General features: G+C 34.6%; 22 protein-coding genes. 14 read left to right on the forward strand and 8 right to left on the reverse strand.

Features of this window, described 5'->3' with window-relative positions; genetic code table 11:
* Positions 1 to 377: 377 nt before the first annotated feature.
* From GQR60_RS03360 to GQR60_RS03380, 5 genes are all read right to left on the reverse strand, one after another.
* A complete protein-coding gene (locus GQR60_RS03360; RefSeq protein WP_124991574.1) occupies positions 378 to 992 on the reverse strand; it encodes a cytochrome b/b6 domain-containing protein in 615 nt (204 codons plus the stop codon).
* Between the two features lies 1 nt (position 993).
* Positions 994 to 1,956, reverse strand: coding sequence for a cytochrome c3 family protein (locus tag GQR60_RS03365; protein ID WP_124991575.1), 963 nt, complete (start codon positions 1,954 to 1,956; stop codon positions 994 to 996).
* A gap of 92 nt (positions 1,957 to 2,048) precedes the next feature.
* The gene (locus tag GQR60_RS03370; protein WP_225441320.1) at positions 2,049 to 2,453 is read right to left on the reverse strand and encodes a c-type cytochrome; all 405 of its coding nucleotides are present in this window, start codon (positions 2,451 to 2,453) and stop codon (positions 2,049 to 2,051) included.
* A 30-nt stretch (positions 2,454 to 2,483) separates the two neighbouring features.
* Complete coding sequence (locus GQR60_RS03375; RefSeq protein WP_124991576.1) at positions 2,484 to 3,398, reverse strand: DUF5777 family beta-barrel protein; 915 nt, start codon at positions 3,396 to 3,398, stop codon at positions 2,484 to 2,486.
* Positions 3,399 to 3,409: 11 nt separating this feature from the next.
* Complete coding sequence (locus tag GQR60_RS03380) at positions 3,410 to 3,781, reverse strand: hypothetical protein (protein ID WP_124991577.1); 372 nt, start codon at positions 3,779 to 3,781, stop codon at positions 3,410 to 3,412.
* A 337-nt stretch (positions 3,782 to 4,118) separates the two neighbouring features.
* On the opposite strand from GQR60_RS03380, the gene GQR60_RS03385 reads away from it, so the two are divergent.
* The gene (locus GQR60_RS03385) at positions 4,119 to 4,823 is read left to right on the forward strand and encodes a Crp/Fnr family transcriptional regulator (RefSeq protein ID WP_124991578.1); all 705 of its coding nucleotides are present in this window, start codon (positions 4,119 to 4,121) and stop codon (positions 4,821 to 4,823) included.
* Between the two features lie 37 nt (positions 4,824 to 4,860).
* Here the strand turns inward: GQR60_RS03385 and GQR60_RS03390 are convergent, their stop codons facing one another.
* Both GQR60_RS03390 and GQR60_RS03395 read right to left on the reverse strand, forming a co-directional pair.
* Positions 4,861 to 5,829 (reverse strand): CobW family GTP-binding protein, encoded by a 969-nt coding sequence (locus tag GQR60_RS03390; protein ID WP_160463401.1) that lies wholly within the window; start codon positions 5,827 to 5,829, stop codon positions 4,861 to 4,863.
* 12 nt (positions 5,830 to 5,841) lie between these two features.
* Complete coding sequence (locus tag GQR60_RS03395) at positions 5,842 to 6,357, reverse strand: nitroreductase family protein (RefSeq protein WP_124991580.1); 516 nt, start codon at positions 6,355 to 6,357, stop codon at positions 5,842 to 5,844.
* A gap of 189 nt (positions 6,358 to 6,546) precedes the next feature.
* Between GQR60_RS03395 and GQR60_RS03400 the strand changes: the two genes are divergently transcribed.
* The 3 genes from GQR60_RS03400 to GQR60_RS03410 are packed head-to-tail and all read left to right on the forward strand — an operon-like array spanning position 6,547 to position 9,011.
* Positions 6,547 to 7,662: an MFS transporter gene (locus GQR60_RS03400; protein WP_225441321.1), complete on the forward strand. Its 1,116-nt coding sequence runs from the start codon at positions 6,547 to 6,549 to the stop codon at positions 7,660 to 7,662.
* Positions 7,663 to 7,664: 2 nt separating this feature from the next.
* Positions 7,665 to 8,516, forward strand: coding sequence for a hypothetical protein (locus GQR60_RS03405; RefSeq protein WP_124991582.1), 852 nt, complete (start codon positions 7,665 to 7,667; stop codon positions 8,514 to 8,516).
* A 6-nt stretch (positions 8,517 to 8,522) separates the two neighbouring features.
* Positions 8,523 to 9,011, forward strand: coding sequence for a YchJ family protein (locus tag GQR60_RS03410; protein ID WP_124991583.1), 489 nt, complete (start codon positions 8,523 to 8,525; stop codon positions 9,009 to 9,011).
* Between the two features lie 59 nt (positions 9,012 to 9,070).
* Here the strand turns inward: GQR60_RS03410 and GQR60_RS03415 are convergent, their stop codons facing one another.
* Entirely contained in the window at positions 9,071 to 9,730 is a 660-nt protein-coding gene (locus GQR60_RS03415; RefSeq protein ID WP_101309591.1) for an aspartate kinase, read from the reverse strand.
* A gap of 172 nt (positions 9,731 to 9,902) precedes the next feature.
* Between GQR60_RS03415 and dapA the strand changes: the two genes are divergently transcribed.
* The 10 genes from dapA (at position 9,903) to GQR60_RS03465 (ending at position 24,417) form a co-directional block, all read left to right on the forward strand.
* Positions 9,903 to 10,790 carry a 4-hydroxy-tetrahydrodipicolinate synthase gene (gene dapA, locus GQR60_RS03420; RefSeq protein ID WP_124991584.1) on the forward strand — a complete coding sequence of 296 codons (888 nt, stop codon included), beginning with the start codon at positions 9,903 to 9,905 and terminating at the stop codon, positions 10,788 to 10,790.
* A gap of 344 nt (positions 10,791 to 11,134) precedes the next feature.
* Positions 11,135 to 11,917 carry a hypothetical protein gene (locus GQR60_RS03425; RefSeq protein WP_124991585.1) on the forward strand — a complete coding sequence of 261 codons (783 nt, stop codon included), beginning with the start codon at positions 11,135 to 11,137 and terminating at the stop codon, positions 11,915 to 11,917.
* A 369-nt stretch (positions 11,918 to 12,286) separates the two neighbouring features.
* Positions 12,287 to 14,380 carry a hypothetical protein gene (locus tag GQR60_RS03430; RefSeq protein WP_124991586.1) on the forward strand — a complete coding sequence of 698 codons (2,094 nt, stop codon included), beginning with the start codon at positions 12,287 to 12,289 and terminating at the stop codon, positions 14,378 to 14,380.
* A 141-nt stretch (positions 14,381 to 14,521) separates the two neighbouring features.
* On the forward strand, positions 14,522 to 15,550 hold the full coding sequence (locus tag GQR60_RS03435) for a DUF6340 family protein (protein ID WP_124991587.1): 1,029 nt from the start codon (positions 14,522 to 14,524) through the stop codon (positions 15,548 to 15,550).
* 88 nt (positions 15,551 to 15,638) lie between these two features.
* Positions 15,639 to 16,877 carry a M48 family metallopeptidase gene (locus GQR60_RS03440; protein WP_124991588.1) on the forward strand — a complete coding sequence of 413 codons (1,239 nt, stop codon included), beginning with the start codon at positions 15,639 to 15,641 and terminating at the stop codon, positions 16,875 to 16,877.
* A 4-nt stretch (positions 16,878 to 16,881) separates the two neighbouring features.
* The gene (locus GQR60_RS03445) at positions 16,882 to 18,120 is read left to right on the forward strand and encodes a competence/damage-inducible protein A (RefSeq protein ID WP_124991589.1); all 1,239 of its coding nucleotides are present in this window, start codon (positions 16,882 to 16,884) and stop codon (positions 18,118 to 18,120) included.
* A gap of 254 nt (positions 18,121 to 18,374) precedes the next feature.
* Positions 18,375 to 19,709 (forward strand): TolC family protein, encoded by a 1,335-nt coding sequence (locus GQR60_RS03450; RefSeq protein ID WP_124991590.1) that lies wholly within the window; start codon positions 18,375 to 18,377, stop codon positions 19,707 to 19,709.
* A gap of 26 nt (positions 19,710 to 19,735) precedes the next feature.
* Complete coding sequence (locus GQR60_RS03455) at positions 19,736 to 20,821, forward strand: efflux RND transporter periplasmic adaptor subunit (protein ID WP_124991591.1); 1,086 nt, start codon at positions 19,736 to 19,738, stop codon at positions 20,819 to 20,821.
* Positions 20,822 to 20,855: 34 nt separating this feature from the next.
* Positions 20,856 to 24,086 carry an efflux RND transporter permease subunit gene (locus tag GQR60_RS03460; RefSeq protein ID WP_124991592.1) on the forward strand — a complete coding sequence of 1,077 codons (3,231 nt, stop codon included), beginning with the start codon at positions 20,856 to 20,858 and terminating at the stop codon, positions 24,084 to 24,086.
* A 22-nt stretch (positions 24,087 to 24,108) separates the two neighbouring features.
* Entirely contained in the window at positions 24,109 to 24,417 is a 309-nt protein-coding gene (locus tag GQR60_RS03465) for a hypothetical protein (protein ID WP_101309494.1), read from the forward strand.
* Positions 24,418 to 24,435 lie beyond the last annotated feature (18 nt).

Here is a 24,435-nt window from a genome sequence, read left to right on the forward strand (position 1 = left end):
AAGCTGTTTATAAAAGTAAAGTTCTGAAAATGATTAACCATTTTATTAAATTATATTGAACCAGTTGAGATTCTTCAACCGGTTTGCCCCATTGATACTTTTATCTGGATTTACTTGTCAGCTAGATAAGAAGCTAAATATTGAATTGAAGAGTTAACCAAACTCGATTATACCCAATTGTTGGAAAATGATTAGATGACTTATGAAGGTTAGTATCTAAATTTACTCATTAAATTTAATTTCGTTCATGATTGAGCTGGCATTATACCTTTGTGCAGATTTATCTATAAATTGGAATCTCGCATAATGATGCAGAAAGTGTAGTCACAAAAAAAACCGAATCCAATGGATCCGGTTTTTTATTTAAGATAGTGTTGTTAATGCCAACCTGTTATCATGCTTTTAAAATTACTGCTAATAGAACTTCCTATCGTACAAACATACAAATGAATAAACAAAAACAGAGATAAAATAAAACCAATAATCACATGTACAATTGCCGTTAATAATAAGCCGCTGAATCCAAATACTTGAGGAACAATAATTTCAGGAAACAACATAGCAGCACCACTGGCAATAATAATAGGAAATCCAACATACATGGCGGTAGAGTATATAAAACGCTGCATTGGATTAAATTTATTTTCAGCCGATATTGGGTAGGGTGCATCCTGTTTTTTAAACATTCCAAAAAGGTAGTATACCGATTGGTTGAAGATTCTTGTCAATAATCCTTTAGTTTTCATTTTGTATTGTTTTCCGTTTGATGTAAACAGATTTCCAATAATAAAAAGAAGGTAATTCAGACTGATGAGAATGCCGCAAAGGTTATGAAGCTCAACAGATCGTTCAAAGGAAATTAACAGGGGATTCTCAGGATTTGAATATTGCATACTGACCCCGGTAACCAAAAGGGTAATAAAAAGTATTGCATTCACCCAGTGCCAAATACGAATCCAAATTGGATATAAATAAAGTTTTTCGCTAGCCATATTATTTACGTTTAAAGATTCTGAAAAGGGTGTGAATGAAAATTCCTGATAGCACCAATCCAAAAATAATTACACTTAATATATTTAAATACTTATTACGGTTCGCACCTATAACGTACGATTCATTTATAATTACCGCGTTAATGAAACCATTGCTTTTGCGGGATTCCATACTTTTGTACTTATACAGACTGGCCATTAAGCGCGAGTTTTCCGAATGACATTTTGTGCATTCACGAATGGCATTTTCTTTTGGCATAACAACGTGGCTTATCAGCAGGCTGTCATTTAGTTGTGTGTGACACTCAATGCATCTAACATTCTTAAAATGAAGTTCTTGGTTTGGCAGCCAGTTGTGTGTTTTAAGAATATTGATGTTTTCCCTTTCGGTAAGTAATTCAAATTGACTTATATCAGCATGACATTTTAAACAAATATTATTGTCGTAAGTTACTGTTTCTGAAATTTTACCACCTTTGCTTGCCTGTGTTTTGTAGGAATGTGGATTATGACAGCTCCAGCAGTTGAATGCATCAGGTGCCCGATTGTAATGCATGCTCTCATAAAACGCTTCTTCAATCTCATCAAAATGAAATTTAGCATACTCAGGATCACCACCATGGCAATCATTACATGCATACATAAGTCCCATTCGTAAATTTCCAGCATGAGGAAATGATTCATATTCCGGTGAATGGCAATCGGTGCACTTGAACATTCCATGGTTCGATTGAGCAAAAGCGATTGTGTCAATAAATCTATTGCTACACATTGCCTCTTTTATCTCAAGGCCAAAATCTTCATTCATATATTTGAATGTGTGATTTCCATGACATTTAAGGCATTTTTGGTTTTTGTCGCTGCCAGACTGATTTTTTTCATTTGTTTCCTGCCCGAAACCAAAAGAAACATTACAAAGGAAACTAACAATCAGAATAATATGTTTAAAATTGCTTGGATTCATGCTTAAGTTATTAAGTGTTGCAATTTGGCTTTATTAAAATTTCAGAAAAAAAGGGTATAATTATTATACCCTCTTAATTGCACGAATTTCGATTACTTTTTAAATGTACGCATGTAGTTTACAACAGCCCATCTTTCTTTTTTACTAGGGATTTTAGTCTCATAGTTAGGCATATCATCTCTTCCGAAGATAGCTTTGTACATGATCTCACCATCAGATTGACCTTGGAACTCAGCACTTGAAAAATCACCAGGGAATGTTTTTAGACGTGCCGCTTTTGGTCCGTCTCCTAATCCTGCATTACCATGACATGAACGACAATGCTTCATGTAAACCATTTTTCCTGTGTTCACACTAGCTTTATCATTAGCCAATGGGTTTTCCATGGTTTTATATTCTGCGGGTACTTTCCAAACTTCAGCTTTTTTCTGTTGTGCGGTAAATGCAAATCCAACAACCGCAATTGCGATAAGGATAAAAAATTTCATCTTTTTCATAATTAATTTCTTTTAATTAAGGAGAATGAACTAGAATCTTACTAAGATATTGAACCCTACAAGAAAGTCACCGTCTCCAATTTTATTTTTATTGTATAAAATGTTCCTTTGTGGAGTAATTCCCTCATAGTTCGACATAAACACCTGGAACACATGAGTACTAGTACCAATTTCCATACCAAAAGTTAAGTTGGCTTCAGGATCGGTTTGATCTGAATTGGTAAATTCTCTCATATCATCAATGTTTAAAGGCTGATCATATTCAAAAAACACAGACATTGAAGGTGTAACTTTAGCTCTGCCAGAAAAGGTAATTGCCACCTTATCGTGTTCAACTAAAGAATCAGTTTTATTAAAATGAGTAAAACTAGGAGCTAATTGCAACGAGATATTATCATTAAATTTGTGTGCTACTATTAACTGAGAAAAATATCCCAATCTATCCGAGAATGCATAGTCATTACCAAAAACAACTTTATCTTGTGAGTTAATGGATAGATTTCCGTATAATGCTACAGAAACTGGAATAGAATTGGATTCGGTTTGTGTGAAAAATCTATATTTTCCATGGAATTCCTGCAATTTATAGTCCTTAGTATATCCGTAGCCCAGCATGAATTTTTCTGTAATACCATAGTTTACCCCCATGCGAATGTTTGAGGTAGCATAAATACCAAAAACATCTTCCAATCCATTCTCGATTAATCCGAAACGGTGTTGAATATGTAATTCAAATTCGCCGGCGAATGGTGTTACTGTAGTTTGAGTTTCTCCAAGAAGTCCAGACTCAAAAGTACCGGTAACAGGATCGTTTGCAAATTCATCTTCCTGTGCAAAGCAATTTTGTGATGCGCTCAGGACGACAGCAAGAAACAAAAAGAATGGGAACATCCATGAAAAAGTCATTTTCATAAATTTTTGAATTGAATATTTAGATCTTATCATAGTGTATAGTTTTAATTGTCGTTAGCACCTCGGGTTATCCACTCAAGAATTAATTGTTTTTCAGTTGCTGAAGCTCGGGTACTGTGAGATCCTGATTGTAATTGTGTATACAATTCGCTGGAGCCTGGAAGATCAACATTGATATAACCTCCGTTTGTTAATGCATTAAATGCATTGGATGCTCTTAAATCCGGATTAATTCCACCATCATGACAGTTGATACAATTAGAAGTGAATATGGGCACGATATCCGCACTAAACGAGATTTCCTGATCTGGCGGGATTACGATTTTATCCACTTGAATGATATCGTATTCGCATGAAACAAAACACAGAGTTGTTAGGAAAACCAGTAAAAGACTTACTAAGTTGTTCTTTTGCATAGTATTGAGATTTTAAATTTAAGTACTAATTAGTGATTAAAGAGATTAAACCATCTACACTAAAGATAAATATTTGCCTTTACCGCAATAGGTTTGATACGCCGAGATTTATTTTATGAAAAAAAGGAATTTGTCTAATACAAATCGATATTTATCAGTCTTTTACTAGGCTTATCTCAGTCTTTTTTTTATATTTAATAGTTGCTAGAAAAAAAAACAAATTTTCAGTAGCTGTTGCAAAGCAATTTTTATTTGAAATTCACTATTTGTTTTTGGGAAATTTTCTGATAGATTTGATAACTAACTACTAATTTGTACCCTATATCTCTAAACTACTATGGCTAAATTTTCAAAATCGGATAATTGCAAAAATTGCCTCGATTGCAATATGCGAATACCGATGTTAAGTACTCTTTCCCGCCCCGAACTAATTGAATTGAATGAGAATAGATTTGAAGTAAAGTTTAAGGCTGGTGAAACAATCTTTAAACAAGGTACTTCTGCAACTCATCTATTAATTTTGACAACTGGTTTGGCAAAATTATACGTGGAAGGAGTTCAGGATAAACAGTTGATAATTAGGATTATTAAGCCTTGGGAAATTATTGGGCAGGCATCTTTGTATTTTGATAACAGACATCATTATTCAATTGCAGCACTTGATAATACCACTGCTTGTTTTATAGAAATAAGTGCTTTTAAAAAAGCAATTCAGACAAATCCTCTCTTTGCCGAGGAATTTATTAAGAATTGCACTCAAAAAGGAATCTTTTCCTTTGAAAAAATGGTGAGTTTATCACAAAAGCAGATGCATGGCCGCATAGCCGATGGACTTATTTATCTTTCCGGTAAAGTGTATGAAGATCTGAATTTTGATTTGCATCTTTCAAGACAAGATGTTGCGGATCTTACCGGTATGTCGAAAGATAGTGCGATTAGAATTCTAAAAGAATTTCATAATGAAGGCATTATTGAACTGGATGGCAGAAAATTGAAAATATTAAATTACGGACAACTGGAGCGAATTAGCGAAACAGGTTGAAAATACAATAAAAATGAGAGGAAATTTCCTCTCATTTTTACTTTACAAGAAGTTCATCAAGATTTCGTTCGATTACTTTTCGATTCAGATTTTTTCCAATTATTACAATCTTACTTTCTCTTATCTCATCTTTTCCCCATGTTTTTCCAACGGTTGCTTGTATTTGAGTATGTACAGATTGTAGTATAATTCGTTTGTCAACACCTTCCAGATATAGAATTCCTTTAATTCGATAGATACTTTCCTGATTAAATTTCAGAAAAGCATCCAGCCACATCCCTAATTTCATTTGTTCCATTGGAATTGAAGAGGTGTAGCTCATGTTTTCAATTCCATGCGTTGTTTTATTTGGGGGACTTGAGTTTGCTTCAAGTCCTAAAACAAATTGGTAAACCTTTGCAGGATCATATGAGAAAGAATCAAGTAAATTTTTGTTTGCAGGTTTCGCAAATATACATTCTTCAATTCGGGCAAACTTGTTAATTCTTTCAACCTCTGTTTTAACCGCATTTGTCTTTTCACGACCAGCAACATCTGTTTTATTTATTAATATTTGATCTGATATTGCAATTTGTTTGGTTAGAACTATTTCCTTCTCTATTATATTTGACGCATTTGCTGCATCAACCAGACAAATTACTGCGTCCAATTCAAATTCTTTTTTTATGAACGGATCGGTAATAAATGAAGCTAAAATACTACCCGGATCCGCAATTCCGGTAGTTTCTATAAGCAGGTGATTGAATTGATGATTTGATTGAATCAGATTTTTTAAAACGACATACAATTCATCATTCAAACTGCAGCAAATACAACCATTACTTAATTCAAAAATGTTTTCGTTTTTAACGTTGGTAACTAATTCAGAATCAATGTTTACTTCACCAAATTCATTTTCGATAACGGCGAATTTTTTATTAGGATAGCTCGATATTAAGTGATTAAGCAGACTGGTTTTTCCTGCACCTAAGAAACCGGTAATTACAGTAACTGGAATTTTTGACATAATCATATTCATTTAAAACTTTTCCCAATGAACAATTTCATCTAATGATTTCCTTATCTTTTGAGGAGGCATCCTGTCCGATGGATATCCTAAAGATAAAATTGCAACAGGCTCAATATAATCAGGCAGATTAAAAAAATCAATGCATTTCTGAACGTGAAAATTACAGATCCAACAAGTTCCCAAGCCAAGTTCTGTTGCCTGAAGAGTCATGTGATCGATGGCAATCGCAGCATCAATATCACAATGATCTTTACCATCTTCACTTCGTTTCCATGAGTGGGCGTGATCACCGCAAATTACGATGTAAACAGGAGCTTCATTAAACCATTCATGATGATAAATTTCAGAGAATTTTTTGTGATTCTCAGTCTCCCTAACAACAATAAAATGCCGGGGCTGATTGTTCACTGCTGAAGGTGCAATTTGGCCGGCCTCTAATATTTTAATCAATTTTTCTTGTTCTATCTCTTTCGATTGATAGGAGCGAACTGAATATCTTTTCTGGCTAAGTTCTTTAAAATTCATTTCTTCATTTATTAATACCTGCTCTAATACTTTGTACAAAATTGTGAAATTAATAAGACATGATGCTCATGATTTTTCATTTTGTTTAGCATGTTGGTTTTGTTCTGTGCCATTCACAACATTTTTGTACCTTTGGCAATCATTTTTTAGAGGAGAATATAGATGACGAAAGAGCTAAAGAAAAATATCATGTTCCAATATCTGATGTTATTGGTAATAGCAGCCACGGCTGGACATCAGGGGTGGAGAACCTTATTTAATAATTTCGCAGTTGAGGAAGTTGGCATTAACGGATTTCAGGTTGGTGTCATTCAATCGGTAAGAGAAATCCCTGGCTTTTTGGCTCTTTTAGTTGTGTATTTATTGTTGGTAATTAAAGAACATCGTTTGTCGGCATTATCAGTTTTAATTGTTGGTTTGGGAGTTGCTTTAACTGGCTTTTTCCCTTCGTTTTTAGGCTTAATAATTACAACAGTTATTATGTCTGTGGGATTTCATTATTTCGAGACAACAAATAAATCACTGACACTTCAGTATTTTACGATTGAGCAGGCACCTGTTGTATTTGCTAAGCAAAGAAGTTGGTCAGCCATAGCAAATATTAGTATGGGTGCTTTTGTTTATGCAATTGCGCATTTTATTTCACTGCAAGCAAGCTTTATTTTAATTGGTGCGGTTGTTTTTTGTCTTGGCATTTGGGCATTTTTCTGGGATCCGGCAGATAAAAATATTCCACTTCAAAATAAGGGGATGGTTGTAAGAAAAAGATACTGGCTTTTTTATGTTTTGAATTTTTTGAGTGGTGCCCGTCGTCAGATTTTTGTTGTGTTTGCTGTTTTTATGCTGGTGCAGAAGTATCATTATACCGTTCAGGATGTAGCAATTCTATTTGTAATAAATAACGTTATAGCCTATTTTGTTTCACCCATGATTGCAAAAGGAATCAATCGATACGGAGAACGAAAAATGTTATCACTGGAATATATTGGATTGGTTTTCGTCTTTTTAGGATATGCTTATATTGAAAATGCTCTTATTGTAGCCGGATTATATATTTTGGATCATATCTTTTTCGGTTTTTCGATGGGAATCAATACGTATTTTCAGAAAACAGGTGATGCAAAAGATATTGCGCCATCAATGGCGGTGGGTTTTACGATTAATCACATATCTGCAGTAGTTATACCTGTTGTTGGAGGTTTGTTATGGATGGTAAACTGGAGAATTCCGTTTGTATTTGGCGCCATCCTTTGTCTTGTATCACTTGGATTTGTTCAAAAAATAAGAACAAATACTAAAATTTAATTATGAAAGAAAAAGAAAAAATATATCAGTCTCTGATTGAGATGTACAATCATGGGATTCAATCGAAAAATCCAAAAAAAATTCGTGAATTCTTAAATGACAATTCCGTAGATCTTCTAAAAGAAGAAGCTCGGTTTTATTTGGAAATTCTTCAATTACGTGCGGCTTCATTTTCTTTGTTTGGAGAATTAAATGAGGCCGGAGAAGAGTATCGTAAGGGATATTCATCTTGTTCTACAAGTGGGAAGTGGGTTTATGGTCTGAATTGGGCTCTGCAGTTTATGGCAGAATTTTCGTTTAAGCGCGGTAAGGAGAAAATTCACGAATCAATGAACAATGGAATTAAAGTTCTGGATCAGGCGCTAATTGATTTGCCGTTCGATAAATACCGCGACTTTTATTATTTGTGTCTTTCAAATGTGAAAGCATTTATGCTTTTAAATTCTGATAGAAGAGAAGAAGGATTAGGAGTTTATGCCGATTGTAAATTTATACCGGTTCCTATTCCTGAATACAATGATAAGGAATCTTTGCAGGTTCTTTTTGCTCATTTCACAAAGGGGATTGCTGTTGCCATTGAGTTGAAAAACTATGATTTATTAATGAATCTGATGAAGGTAATCTCCATCGATGATCAAACCTTACAATCTGAAGGGAGTTTGTTCCGGATTTTCTACGAGACCCTGGTAAGTGCCTTCGATATGCGTGCTGAATTTATTACGGAGTTTAATGCAATGTTTAAAATAAAGGATGTTTTAGAAAGTACAACTCCACATTTTGCTAAGTTTTTAGGTTTGATCGGGGAACAGGATTTGGATAAATTGGATCTGTTTTTTAAGGAATCTTATAGCTAGCAACCGATGGGGAATAATTGTTTTTGCGGCAATAACATAGCATACAATGTGTGTTGTGGTGCAATTCATTCCGGCAAAAGAAAAGCGATTACGGCAGAAGATCTAATGCGCAGCAGGTATTCTGCTTTTGTTCTTGCTGATGTTGATTACATTTTAGCTACTTATTCATCTGAAACATGTCCTTCCGATCAGAAAAAGGAGATTCTAGAATGGACTCAGTCCGTTGAATGGCTTGGATTGAAAGTGATTCACACCGAGAAAGGAAAAGAATTTGATTCGGTTGGATGGGTAGAATTTCAGGCTGGTTTTATAGAAAAAGGACAGAAGCAAATTATGCACGAAAAATCCTTTTTCCATAAGGAGAGTGGAGTTTGGGTTTATGTTTCCGGTGAATATCCAAAGCTTAATAAGGAGGGAAAAGAGAATTTACCAAATAGAAATGATCTGTGTTTTTGTGGAAGTGGCAAAAAGTTTAAAAAGTGTTGCTTAAAATAACAATGAAATAATAAAATGGCTGTTTCCAATAAAACAGCCATTTCCATTTAAATATATTTCTAATTCTTTCCCATATTCTTCAGTACAGAAAAAGTTTTATCGATATCAGTATCATTTACAACAAGAGTAAATTCATTTGTAGTTGAGATTACTTCACGAATGTTGATGCCGGCCCATGCGATGTTCTTAAGTATAAAATAGTAAAAGCCAAGCTGTTGACTGTTTGTTGAAGGTAATTTTAATGTAACAGATGATAAATCTTCGCTTTTACTTACGAGCATTTCAGTACTAAATACTTGTTCTACTTTTTCTCTTAAAGTATTGCTTACAACTAAATTGGATTCGAAAACCCCCTGAACCATGGTGTAGAAAAATTCTTGATTCGGACCAATAGATTTTAACAATTCTGTGTGTTTTTCAATCAAGGTATTTGAGTTTTTATAAGTGAAATCGACTAATTGTGAGCGAACAATAATATCACCTACATTGGTAATAACTTCCTTTAAACCTGGATTGATTTTCACTTCCAGACTTGGAGCTAATCTGTTCAGTGCCATGATGATTGCACCGAGTTTAACCGGCTTTTTTACGCTCTGTTCAACCTGATCCTGAATTTTACGAGCTAATGACGAAATGTTTATTAAACCATCTACCAAAGCTTCTGCCAAAAAGGGTTGTGAGCTAACTATTTTTTCTACAACTTGTGGAATTGTTATCATGAATTGAAGTTTGTGTTGAAAAACTATACAAAGATGTTCAAAAATTAACAGAAGGTAGAATTAATGAATAAATTTTCTAAAAATTTCGTTCATTTTATTGTAGAATCTATATTTGCAGCCGTTAACAAAATCTTGCGGATGTCTGCAAGTAATAATCAAGGAGTATATATAAATGAGAAAAGCTTGGCAAGGATCTATTGTTGCTATTGTAACACCTTTTAATATTGATGGTAGTATTGATTATACTGCTTTTGATAATTTGATTGATTTTCATTTGAAAAATGAAACTGACGGAATTGTAGTTTGCGGAACCACTGGGGAAGCTGCCACTCTTACTAAAAAGGAGTATGCGGAACTAATTAAACATACAGTTGAAAAGGTGAATAAACGAATTCCGGTAATAGCGGGTTCCGGAACAAATTCAACATCTGAAGCAATTGAAAATTCCTGCCTGGCTGAATCTCTGGGTGTTGATGCAATTTTGGTCGTGTCGCCTTATTACAACAAACCAACAAGAAAGGGTTTGAAAGATTATTTCTCTCAAATTTCTAAAGCGGTTACTGTTCCAATTATTCTTTATAATGTACCTGGAAGAACCGGCGGCAACATTCCTGCTGATTTGGTTGTGGAATTAGCAACGGAATTTGAAAATGTAGTGGGCATCAAAGAGGCATCCGGGAACTTAGAGCAAATGGCTTGTATTTTGAGAGATAAACCATCTGATTTTATGGTTTTTTCGGGCGATGATGCTTTGGCTTTTCAAGCTGTTTGTATGGGAGCAGACGGAGTTATTTCTGTTGTTGCCAATTTAATACCTAAGGAATTTCATAATTTAATGTTGGCTGCCTCTAAAGGTGATCTGGCTAAATCAAAAGAAATTTATTTTAAATATCTGAGATTAATTCAATTGTGTTTTATCGAGTCGAACCCAATACCTGTGAAAACAGGTTTGGCAATAATGAATAAGTTAAGCGAAGAGTTTAGATCTCCTATGTCTGTTATGGTGGACGAAAATAGAATTTTATTGGTAAATGAAATAACCAAATTGAAAATGATTTAAATATTTAAAGCTATTAATTGAATATAGAGCCGCTTTTTAAGTGGCTCTTTTGTTTTGGGAAATTATCATTTTTTTTGGCGCTGTATTTTACTGTGATGTAGTGGGATAAGCTTATCTGGAATTGAGCTTCGCCTTTCATTTAATAAGGAAAAACAGCTTTGTTTTTAAAAATCACAATGATAAATTGAAACCAATCAGATGATAATAAGTACAAGTGCTTAGAATCACAGTGTTTTTCAATACAGTGATGATTGCTTAAACTTGAATTCATTTGGCTGGAATGCTTAATGAAAGTGATTATAAATTTAGATGTTATAAATTGATTTAAAGGAAGTTTTCCAAATATGAATAAAGATTTACTCTTTGCCTTAATTCAAAATCCCTACTTAATTCCCGGTATTTATAATTATTGTGATGGTTGGTGTGAAAGATGCAGTTTTACTGGTAATTGTCTTAATTATAAAATGATGGAAGAGGGTGTGCCTGATTTAGATGTTTCTAATACCGATGCTTCTTCTGCAATGGATAATCTGGATGAGATGTTTCAGTTAAGTATGGAGTTGCTGAAACAAGCCGCAAAGGATTTAGGAATGGAAATGCCTGAACAGGATGAAGACTTTGATGTTGAAGAAGAAGAAAAAAAAGATGATTTGATATTTAAAGGCCAAATAATGAAACAGGCCGATAAATATTCTGAATTAGTAGACCAATGGTTTGCCGAATTTGAGGCACTTCTTTTTATAGGAAGTATTAGCTTAAAAGAATTGCTGGACTATAAGGATGAGGAGGAGATGAGTGAAATTGAAAAAACAGTCTTTAATTCTTATGAGATAATTCGCTGGTATCAGTTTATTATTCCGAGCAAGCTCTTTCGCTCACTTAGAAGTAAGACAAATACAGAAGAAACAGGGAATGAATTTTATAAACATGACAGTATCGCATCTGGAAAAGTAGCATTGCTGTCCATTGATGAATCGATTAAGGCCTGGACTTGTTTTATGCAGAAATTTCCTGAAACAGAGGATCGAATGCTGCCATTGTTACTGATACTTTCAGGTTTACGAACTATAGTCGAGAAAGTATTCCCCGAATCAAGAGATTTTATAAGACCTGGTTTCGATATCTAATTAATCCGCAATTGATAGTATCGGACGTTTAAAGCGTTGCATCATATTCAAATGAATTTAGAAGATAGTTTTTACTCCAAATAAGAGAGTGTATAACGCAAAAAAAGTCGGTAACCAGCCGACTTTTTTTCTACTCACTTTAAACCTTAATCTACTATATGAAAAAACTACTTTTTGTTCTTTTGTACATTACAAATGTATGCATGAATCAAGTTAATTGGTCTAAACAAGTGTTAAAGAAGATTAAATCTTTAATTTAACCTTATTTTAAGATTAAAAACCATTGGATTATTAGCAGAGATTGTTGGATTTTAAACCAGCATTTAAAGTTTGTTTGTTAAATTTGTTGAAATTCTAAAATTACTAAAATTGAATATCACCATAGTTACCGAATACTCATTATGGTGGGTATTGCCCTTTACTTTAGTTTCTTTATTACTTATTGTTTTGGTTTATTTTTTCAGAAAACCATACCATAAGGATCTTTCCCTGCCCAAAATCTACATTTTAGCTTTTTTGCGGGGTCTTTCCATTTTATTACTTCTGATACTACTGTTGGAGCCAAAAATTAAATACGCTTCAGAAAAAATTGAAAAACCATTATTAGTTTTTGCCCAGGACAATTCAAAGTCTCTTAAATTAAATAATAATTCTTTATTTTATTTGAATGAATACCCTTCTGAAATAGAAAAATTTCTTGAGACTTTGAATTCTGAATTTGAGATTAAGAAAATTAGTTTTGGAAATAAAGTAGAGGAACTATCTAATTATAATTATTCTGAGACGAATACAAATTTTTCAGATTTGTTTGAATTTTTGAAAAACAATTATGGAAATTTAAATAATGTGCAGGTTCTTCTTGCCAGTGATGGTCTTTACAATAAAGGCGGTAATCCCAGATATGATGTACAAGATTTGAATTTTCCCATTCATACGTTACTATTAGGGGACACGGCGCGCATCGAGGATGTTTCAGTTATATCAGTTAAAACAAATAAATTAGGTTTTATAAAAAGTAAATTACCCGTTAGAATTGGCGTTAAAGCAACTAATTTAGATTCGGAATCAGTACGATTGAAAATTTACAATGGTTCGGCGAAATTGATTGAGGATGAATTTCAGATTAATAACAATGCATTCTTTATCGAAAAAGATTTTTTTATTACTCCGGAAAAAGCAGGTTTACAGAAGTTTAGAGTAGAAGTAATTGCAACAGAAAAGGAAAGTTCCAAAAGTAATAACCACTACGAGTTTGTGGTTGATGTATTGGATAATCAGAGGAAAATAGCAATTTGTTTTGATAAATATCATCCTGACATAGCAGCTATTCAATCGGCGATTAATGAAAATTTAAATTTTACTGTTGAGTTAATTAATCTTGTACAGAAACAAGCTGATCTTGAGAAATACAATCTGGTAGTTCTGTATCAAATTCCATCTCATCTCAATTCATATTCAGGTTTTTTACAGCAAATTCAACAAAAGGAAATTCCCGCTCTAATGGTTGTTGGAGGGAATTCGGATATTGAAGCTTTAAATAAGTTGAATTTTGGTGTTAATTTGTTAAGAAATGAAGGTCTATACACTGAATCATCCTTTGTAGGAGATGAAACTTTTAACTTGTTTGATTTAAAGAAATCGAAGTTGGAAACTTTAGAGAAAATGCCGCCCTTGTTATCTCCTTTAGTGCGTTGTGAATTTAATTCGGAACATCATATTGTTGGATATCAGAGTATTAAATCAGTACAAACGGAAGAGCCTCAAATTGCTTTTTCATATGCTGATAATCAGAAAATTGCGTGGATTTTTGGTGAGGGAATCTGGCGATGGAAATTGCACTTGTCCCGAATGAATGATTCTCCTGAAGTGTTTTTTGATTTAATCAATAAAATGGTGCAGTATTTATCTTTGAAGATTAATCGTAACCAACTGGTGGTTAACTACCCAAAAAACATCTCCGAAGGGGATGAAATTGTGTTTGATACTGAGATATACAATAGAAGTTATGAGCTGGTTAATCAGGCGAATTTGGATTTTACCTTGATAAATCAAGCAGGTAAATCTTTCAACTATAATTTTGAAAAACGCTCAGAGAAATACCAATTAAGAATAGGCTCTTTGCCAAAAGGCAATTATTCATTTGTTGTTAAAACCCAGGATAGTGAAAATGTTTTGGAGCAAAAGGGACAGTTTATTGTTAGCTTAAATAGTAATGAAGCTAAAAATTTACAGGCCGATGGTAAAATACTTTCGCAAATTTCAAGTTTAACAGGAGGTACGGTTTTTAAACTTGACGAACAATCAGAGATGCGGACCAACATTAGAGAAAATGAGCATGCGAAATCTATTTTATCAGAGGAAACGAAGTATGGTAATTTAGCTGAGATGCTATTTGTATTGATTATAATTATCATATTAATGATATTGGAATGGTTTTTGAGGAAGTATTGGTTAGGGATTTAAATTTGAAAAAAAATCAAACGAATTAATCGTAATCAGCAGTAAATATAATCATATGAAACGAGCCATGAGAAGACTTTTCTCACACACGAGGATAACTAAGTTGGCGAGTTCCATGTGGCAATGAAAAACAAATTTAGACACATGAAAAGGATATTTTTAATTGTCACCTCATTATTTTTATTATCATCTTGTCAAACTCTTTCTTTGTACAGTTTTCAAGGACTTAATGCACCAAAAATTTTAATTCCTGCTGATGTGAAAACAATAGGTTTTGTTGATAGAAATACCTGTTTTAAGATTGATACCGTAAGTCAGTATTATCTTATTAATAGTAATCTTCTTACCGATACAACTGATTATAGTGCAGATATTTCAACGAATTGCTATTTGGGTTTTACTGAGAACTTATCGGAGTATTTAGCTATGGATTCTATTCCATTTATTCAGTTGGATAAAAAGGAAATATCAGGTGACAGAGATTATACACCAATGAAATGGGAACTTGTTGACAGTATCTGCGAGAGTAATGGATCTGATATTTTAATTTGTTTGGAGGATGTACAGTTATATAATAAATACACAGTATTTGAAGATGTACTGAATTATGGGATTACTGATGCGAATTATTTTGCTGTGTGGAGGATATATGATCCCTTAAATCAGACATATCTGGATGAACAAATCGTAATTGACAGTTTGTTTTCGGAAGTTACATCATCTTCATACAATCGGTTAATAGAAGAAAAACTGCCTAAAAGAAAAGATCTTTTTAAGGATGTTTCTTATGAAATTGGAAATCAATATGCAGATATGCTTGCACCTAAATGGATTGATATAACTAGAAAGTATTTTGCCTCCGGAGATGATCGTTTAGCCATTTCAAAATATTATATTGATCAAGGGGATTGGGAGACTCCAATTTCCTTATGGACTGAGATTTCAAATGAGAAAGATGATAAACTTGCAGGAAGAGCTTCTTATAATTTAGCTGTGGCGTATGAAATTAAAGAAGATTATGTGCAGGCAAATCGGTGGATCCGGAAATCAATTTTTCATTATAAAACATTGAAATCTTTGCCATCCGAATTTAAATTAGTTAAGGCATACACATTAGAACTTCTGGAGAGAACCAAAAACAAAGAGAAATTGGATCTTTTTTTTGGAGAGTAATTTTATTTTAAAAAATATACAAGCCTGATGAGTATTATTCTATCAGGCTTGTTTAATTTTGAGAGCTTAAATTTTAATACAAAACTACATGACATCAACGATGCTGCTTTATATCATACTGGGAATTTTAACTGCAGATTTTATTTTAGAACGATTTCTTGAATTTCTGAATCATAAGAAATGGTCGCCCATTCTTCCTAAAGCATTAGAAGGGATTTACGATCAGGAAAAATATAGTCAGTCACAAAATTATCAGAAGGACAAATTGATGCCTTCGTTAATTTCATCGGGAATAGGTTTCATTGCTACGGTACTAATGATTAGTCTTGGTGGTTTTGCATGGGTTGATGAGTTCGTCAGGAGTTATTTTGAACATCCAATAACAATTGCCTTAGCCTTTTTTGGTGTGATTTTGTTTTTTTCCAGTTTGCTGGGATTGCCTTTTTCTTACTATTCAACATTTGTAATTGAGGAGAAGTATGGTTTTAACAGAACAAGCTTAAAAACCTTTGTATTGGATAAATTAAAAGGTGGATTGCTTAGTATTGTAATTGGTGGTGGCATATTGGCTTTATTAATATGGATTTATTTGCAGACCACAACAAACTTCTGGTGGATGGCGTGGTTGGTAATTGCATTTTTCATGATTTTTATGGCCATGTTTTATTCTTCCTTGTTGGTGCCTTTATTTAATAAGCAAACACCTCTGGAAGATGGAGAATTAAAAGATGAGATTAGCAGGTTTGCAGGTAAAGTAGATTTCAAATTGGATAATGTCTATGTAATGGACGGTTCTAAACGGTCATCGAAAGGAAACGCATATTTTAGCGGACTTGGATCAAAAAAGAGAATTGTCCTGTTTGACACATTAATTAATGATCTGACAAAGGAAGAGATTGTTGCGGTTTTGGCGCATGAAATTGGACACTATAAAAAGAAACATACACTTAGCGGCATATTTTTATCCTTACTGCAAACCGGACTGATGTTTTACATTTTTTCGTTGATTATTTCCAATCCCTTACTTTCGGAAGCATTGGGAGCGAAGCAGCAAGGATTTCATTTGGGATTGATTGCCTTTGGAATTTTGTATTCTCCGATATCAACCTTTTTAGGTTTGGGAATGAATATTTTATCACGAAAGAATGAATATGAGGCTGATGATTATGCCTTAAAAAATTATGATGGGAAAGCTTTAGGAGATGCTTTAAAGAAACTATCTGTTAGTTCTCTTAGCAATTTAACGCCACATCCGGTTTATGTGTTTTTTTACTATTCACATCCAAGTCTTTTACAACGATTAAAAGCATTACAGTTAATAAAATAAGCAAATGCAAGCAGAAATAATTACAATTGGTGACGAAATTCTGATTGGTCAAATAGTGGATACCAATTCAGCATGGATGGCCAAAGAATTAAATGGAATAGGTATTAATGTTGGGAAAATAACCAGTATATCCGATCAGGAAGCTGATATAGTAAGTTCCCTGAAACAGGCAATGGAAAGAGTTTCCCTTGTTTTAATTACGGGAGGTTTAGGACCCACGAATGATGATATTACTAAAAAGACATTGAGCGATCTTTTTGAAATGAATCTGGTGCAGGATGATTTTTTATTTGCTAAAGTTGAACAAAGACTCTGGCAGAGAGGGATTCCTATGAATCGTTTCAATCGGGAACAGGCTTTGGTTCCCGATGGCGCAAGAATAATAACCAATAACCATGGTACAGCTCCTTGCATGTGGTTTGAGAAAGATGGTAAGGTAGTTATCTCGATGCCTGGAGTTCCTTTTGAAATGAAGGGAATTATGCAGGACGAAATTTTACAATCATTAAAACAACATTTTTCTACACCGGTTATTTTGCACAAGACAGTAATGACTCAAGGTATTGGAGAATCTGTGATGGCGGAAATGCTTGAAGATTGGGAAGGGAATTTACCAGCTTGCGTAAAATTGGCATATTTGCCTTCTCCTGGAGTTTTGCGATTACGAATGAGTCTTTTGGGAGATAATTTGGCAGAATTAGAGAAAATTATAGAGGAGCAGTTGTCTGCGTTGAAAAAAATAATTTCCGCAAATATATTTGGCTATGATGATGAACCCATGGAATTGACCGTAGCTAAACTTTTATCCGATAAGGGAAAGACTTTGGGCACAGCAGAGAGCTGTACCGGAGGGAAAATTGCTCACCTAATAACATCTCATGCGGGTAGTTCTTCTTATTTTAAAGGTGGTGTGGTAGCCTACTCAAATGAAGTGAAGGAAAATATCTTGTGTGTGAATGGTGAGGATTTGGAGAAATATGGTGCGGTAAGTCAGCAGGTAGTGGAACAAATGGCTATTGGTGCCAGAAAAGTGCTGAATACCGATTATGCAATTGCAACATCAGGAGTTGCCGGACCCGATGGTGGAACGGAGGAAAAACCCGTTGGAACTGTTTGGATTGCTGTTGCGGGATCCAATGACCTTATTTCTCATCGATTTGATTTGTATAAAAATAGAGAACGAAATATTCAGGTGGCATCTTTAAATGCACTAAATATGCTGCGGAATTTACTTCAAAAGTAAAGGATAATATTGTTTTTATATTGAGAGGCTTTCCGTTTAGTGGAGAGCCTTATTTTTTTATCAATTTTGAATGTGATAAATTTCACTTTTACCAAGTTTAATATTGCAATTGGCATCCTAAATATCTAAATTTCAGTTACTATAAATAAAATCAAAGTTAAGATAGAAATATATTAAAGCTACAAACATGTAGATATTTGGATATATGGATATTGTTGTTTAGATTTGAACCGAAATTAAAAGAACAAATAAATATGCGAAACCTTAAAATTTATTTCATTTTACTCTTAATTGCAGGCTTTTCAATAAAAGGGAAATCACAAGCTGTAGAAATGAAGTTAAGTTTGAAAGAAGCTTTAGTAAAAGCTTCTGAAAACAATTGGGAAATTAATAGGGCGAAGGCTGAGGGAAGAGTTGCCAAAGCCGAATTCCGTCAAACAAATTCTGTTTTTTTACCGATAGTGAATCTTTCACATTCGGGAGTTGTAACAAACGATCCGTTGAGCAGTTTTGGATTCAAATTAAAGCAGGAGATAGCTACACAGGCTGACTTTAATCCACTCTTACTAAATGATCCTGGTCAGACTAAAAATTTCAATACTAAAATTGAGGTTCAGCAGCCATTAATTAATATTGATGGAATTTATGGCAGAAGAGCCGCGAATGCAAAAATGCAGGCTGTTGATTACAAAACAGAGAGAACAATCAATTTTACAAAGTTTGAGGTGAAGAAAGCCTATTATCAGCTCGAATTGGCTCAAGAGGCAGTTTCAGTTCTTCAATTATCAAAAAAGGCTGCTGCTGAAGCACTACAAGTTACTGAAAATAATTTGGCGCAAGGCTTTGTGCAGGAAGCAGATCTGTTATCTGCAAAGGTGCGGGTTTTGGAATTGAATAATCAGTTAGCAGATGCAAGTAATAATCAGAAGAGTGCAGGAGAGTTTTTGGCCTACCTTTTGGGTTTGGATATTAATGTGGTGATTGTTACTACAGATTATTTGGAGAAAAAGCCTTCCTTGTTAAATGGCTTGGAGCAAGATTTTCAAATTGAAAATCGTTCGGATTTGAATGCCTATAGAAAGAGCGTTGAAGCAAGAGAAAGTATGCTGAAATCAGAAAGAATGCAGTTCCTTCCCCGATTAAATGCATTTGGTGCATACGAATGGAATGACGATAAACTTTTTGGAACATCAGCAAATAATTACATGATTGGCGCAAGTTTATCATGGAATTTATTCAGCGGTTATAAAAATATTGGGAAGGTTCAGAAGGCGAAGGCCGAGTTAAAAATATCGGAGTTGAACTTCGCTGAATACCTATCCAAAAACAGTATGGAAATTCAATCTGCCAAAAGAAATCTGAAAGTGGCATATGATAAAATTGAATTGAGCAAATTAGCCAAAGAGCAGGCAGAAGAAGCACTTCGAATACGTACTAACAGATACAAGCAAGGATTGGAAAAAACTACTGATATCTTATATTCTGAAACGGTTTCGATGGCACGGAATCTTGATTATATAAACAGTTTATACAACTATCATGTTGCAGTTTTCCAATTGGAATTATTACTGGAAAAAGAATTACAATAAACAATCATACTAAAGAATCTACAGATATGAACTCAAGGAATTTTTTAATTATAGCACTGATCACTTTAGGTGGATTATCATTACAATCCTGTGGAAGTGAAAGCAAGGTAAAGGAGACAGAGAAAGCTGATGTTAGCGTGACGGTAGGAACAGCTAAATTAACAAATCAAGCTGAAACAATGAGTTTTTCGGGTAAACTGGAAGCTGAAACACATTCGAATCTTAGTACACGAATTATGGGTCAAATTGCTAAGATTAATGTAGAAACAGGTCAAAAAGTAAATAAAGGTCAGGTTTTGGTTGAAATTCATGCAAAAGATATTCAAGCGAAAAAAGCTCAGGTGAAAGCTAATGAACTGGAAGCAAAAGCTGCTTTTGCAAATGCAAAGAAAGATTACGATCGTTTTACTGTGTTGTTTGAGCAAAAGAGTGCTTCGCAGAAAGAGTTGGATGATGTAACAACACAATACAATATGGCAAAAGCCAGATTGGAAGCTGTTAACGAAATGGGTGTTGAGGTAGAGGAAATGCTTAGGTATACCACGATTAAAGCTCCTTACAATGGTGTAATTACCAGAAAATATATGAACGAAGGTGATTTGGCATCTCCGGGAATGCCATTGGTTGCGATTGAAAAACAGGGTGAATTTATGGTGATGGCCCGAATTCCTGAATCTGAAATTTCAAAAATCAAACAAAATGATCCTGTATTGGTTCAAATTAGTGCATTGGGGGATGTTAAAATACCTGGTTTTGTTTCGGAAGTTAATCCATCTTCTCAGTATACAGGAAATCAGTTTGAAGCAAAAATAGTTTTGAAGCCTGCCAACGAACAAAAAAATAATTTGTACAGTGGTATGTATGCAAATGTTTTGATTGAAAAAGGGGGCATGCCATCTATAATGATTCCTGCAAGTGTTTTGATTCACAAAGGACAATTAACAGGTATATATACTGTTAGTCAGGGTGGAACAGCAATATTGCGATGGCTAAGACTGGGAAAAACTATTGGTGATCAGGTTGAAATTCTATCGGGCTTAAACGATGGTGAGAAATACATCGTCTCCTTTAAAGGAAAAATTTGGGATGGAGCAAAACTTACTATTCAATAATTACAGCTGGTAGTTACAATCAAAATACAATCATATGAAAACAGGATTTGCAGGCCAAATGGCCAAACTATTCATAAATTCTAAATTAACTCCGCTCTTGATGGTTGCCTTCATGGTGATTGGCGTGTACAGTGCTTATTTAACGCCAAGAGAAGAAGAACCACAAATTGATGTACCCATTGCTGATATTTTTTTAAGATATCCGGGTGCAAGTCCGGCTGAAATTGAGTCGAGAGTTATGCAGCCACTTGAAAAAGTAGTGGCAAATATTCCTGGTGTTGAATATGTTTATTCTACATCAATGCCGGGACAGGCGATGCTAATTGTTCAGTTTTATGTAGGTGAAGACATTGAAAGATCTTTGGTTAAGATGTACAATGAGATCATGAAACACATGGATGAAATGCCAAAAGGCACTTCCATGCCTCTAATTAAAACACGTGCAATTGATGATGTTCCGGTATTGGGATTAACATTTTGGAGTGAGAACTATGATGATTTTCAGTTAAAGAGAATAGCACAGGAAGTAAACAACGAAATAGAAAAAGTTAATGATGTTTCGGAAACCAAAATAATTGGCGGACGTTCCCGTCAAGTAAGAGTTATTCTGAATCGGGCACAAATGGCTGGCTATAATATTGATGCTTTGAGTATTGCCCGGCAAATTGAAATATCTAATCAACAAATAGGATCAGGAGCATTTAATAATCATGACACAGAATATTTAGTTGAAACAGGTCGGTTTCTTGAAAATTCAGAAGATGTTGCAAACCTGGTTGTAGGTGTATACAATGGCAGTCCAATTTATTTGAAACAAGTTGCAGAGGTTGTTGATGGTCCGGAAGTGCCTTCACAATATGTGAGTTTTGGTTATGGAAAAATAAATGAGGCTAAGGAACTTGTAAAAGGAAATTACCCTGCTGTTACCATTTCTGTGGCCAAACGACGGGGTGCTGATGCAATGAAAGTTGCGGAACAAATTTTAACAAAAACAGCCGTTTTGGAACAGGAATTAATTCCTGCCGATGTTCATGTTGAGGTTAGCAGGAACTATGGTGAAACTGCTTCAGACAAAGTCTCCGAGCTGTTGATGCACCTTTTAGGAGCAATTATTGCTGTTACATTTGTTGTGATGCTGGCCATGGGATGGCGTGGTGGATTGGTTGTGTTTTTATCAGTACCAATCACCTTTGCCTTAACCATGTTTAGTTACTATTTTCTGGATTATACATTGAACCGGATTACCTTGTTTGCTTTGGTCTTTGTTACCGGAATTGTGGTTGACGACTCCATTATTATTGCGGAGAATATGCACAGGCATTTTAAAATGAAACAGCTGCCGTTTATGCAGGCGGCCTTGCGTTCAATTGATGAAGTGGGGAATCCAACAATTTTGGCAACTTTCACTGTAATTGCAGCAGTTTTGCCAATGGTATTTGTGTCTGGTTTAATGGGACCTTATATGAGTCCGATGCCGATTGGAGCATCCATTGCAATGATTTTCTCCTTACTGGTAGCTCTTACCATCACTCCTTATCTGGCTTATCGTTTGTTACGATTTAAAGAAAAAGATGATGCTGATGAGAAGGCTTTTAAGCTGGAAGACTCGATGGTGTACAAACTTTATTCAGCTACGATTTCGCCCATGCTGGAATCAAAATGGAAGAGGTGGAGTTTTATTGGTACAGTGGTTGTTCTTTTACTGGCTTCAACTACATTGGTTTATTTTAAACAGGTTGCTGTTAAAATGCTTCCCTTCGATAATAAGAACGAATTTCAGGTAGTTATTGATATGCCGGAAGGAACAACCCTTGAGCGTACCGCTGTGGTTGCTAAAGAATTGGCGGCTTACATTTCTCAGCAAGAAAATGTAGTTGACTATCAGACTTATGTGGGGACAGCCGCACCAATGAATTTTAATGGTTTGGTTCGTCATTACGATTTGCGTCGTGGTTCGAATGTTGCCGATATTCAGGTGAATTTAACTCATAAAGATGAGCGTGACGAGCAAAGTCACGATATTGCTAAGTTAATGAGACCTGCGTTGCAGGAGATTGGAAAGAAATTTAATGCCAATGTAAAGGTTGTTGAAGTTCCACCGGGACCACCGGTAATGTCGACTTTGGTGGCAGAAATTTATGGTCCTAATTTGGAGGAACAACGAAATATTGCAGCTCAGGTAAAAACTCTTTTTGAAAAAACGGATGATGTTGTTGATGTTGACTGGTTGGTTGAAGATGATCAAACCGAATTTCAGTTTAATGTGAACAAAGAAAAGGCAATGTTGGCCGGAGTTTCGACTCAGCAAGTGGTTCATACTTTAAATATGGCATTGCAGGGACAGGAAGTTTCCCAATTGTACCAAGAGTCTGAACACAATCAGGTTGGGATTGATTTGCGGTTGCAGGAGAAAGATAGAAGTAGTGTTGCCGATCTGAAGAGAATCAATATTCTGTCACAATCGGGGCAGTTAGTTTCTTTGGGCGATATTGTTGATGTTCATGAGAGAATTAAGGAGAAAAGTATCTACCGTAAAAATCAGAAACGGGTGGTTTACGTTACTGCGGATGTAGCCGGAAAATTGGAAAGTCCGGTTTACGGAATCATGAACATAGCTAAAAACCTAAGTGATATTAAGCTACCTGAAGGTTATGATTTAAAAGAGGAATATACTCAACAACCGTTTTTAGAAGATAATTACAGTTTGAAGTGGGATGGGGAATGGCAAATTACATATGAAGTATTCCGCGATTTAGGAACTGCCTTTGCTGTGGTGTTGCTGGTTATCTATTTGTTGATTATTGGATGGTTTCAGAATTTTAAAGTTCCTTTTGTGATGATGATTTCAATTCCATTATCTCTTGTTGGAATTTTGGTTGGACACTGGTTGATGGGCGCTTTCTTTACCGCTACATCTATGATTGGATTGATTGCCCTTGCGGGGATCATGGTGAGGAATGCCATTTTATTGATTGACTTTATTAATCTTCGTTTGGAGGATGGTATTCCGTTAAAGGAGGCTGTTATTGAAGCTGGAGCCGTGCGTACAACACCAATTCTACTTACTGCAGGAACTGTGGTAATTGGAGCTGTTGTAATCCTGTTCGATCCCATTTTTCAAGGTTTAGCCATATCACTGATGGGAGGTTCTATTGCTTCAACATTTCTGACTTTGGTAATTGTACCACTTATCTATTATATGACTGAAAAGAAAAAATATCCTGTAATTGACCCTAAATCGAGTGAGATTAAGGACGAGGAATAAATCTTAAACTAATTTAAAACTTATGAAAGTTGTAATCATATTTTGTGTGAGTTCCTTTTATGATGATTTGAAGAAAATCTATCGAACTGCGGGTGTTGGGGCTTATAGTGAGTTTGATGTAAAAGGGTATACTCAAAAACATATTAAAGATGGTCAGGTACCAAACTGGTTTGCCTCTAATAAGGACTATTATGATTCTATCGCTTCTTTTTCCTTTTTAACTGACGAAAAAGGTTCTGAATTACTGAATCAAATTACTCTGTTCAACAATGATATAGATTGTTGCAATCCAATGCATGCTTATATGCTGGATGTTGAAAAGTTTATTTAAATGATTAGTATAAAATAA

Source organism: Labilibaculum euxinicum, from assembly GCF_009795715.1.
GTDB classification, from domain to species: domain Bacteria; phylum Bacteroidota; class Bacteroidia; order Bacteroidales; family Marinifilaceae; genus Labilibaculum; species Labilibaculum euxinus.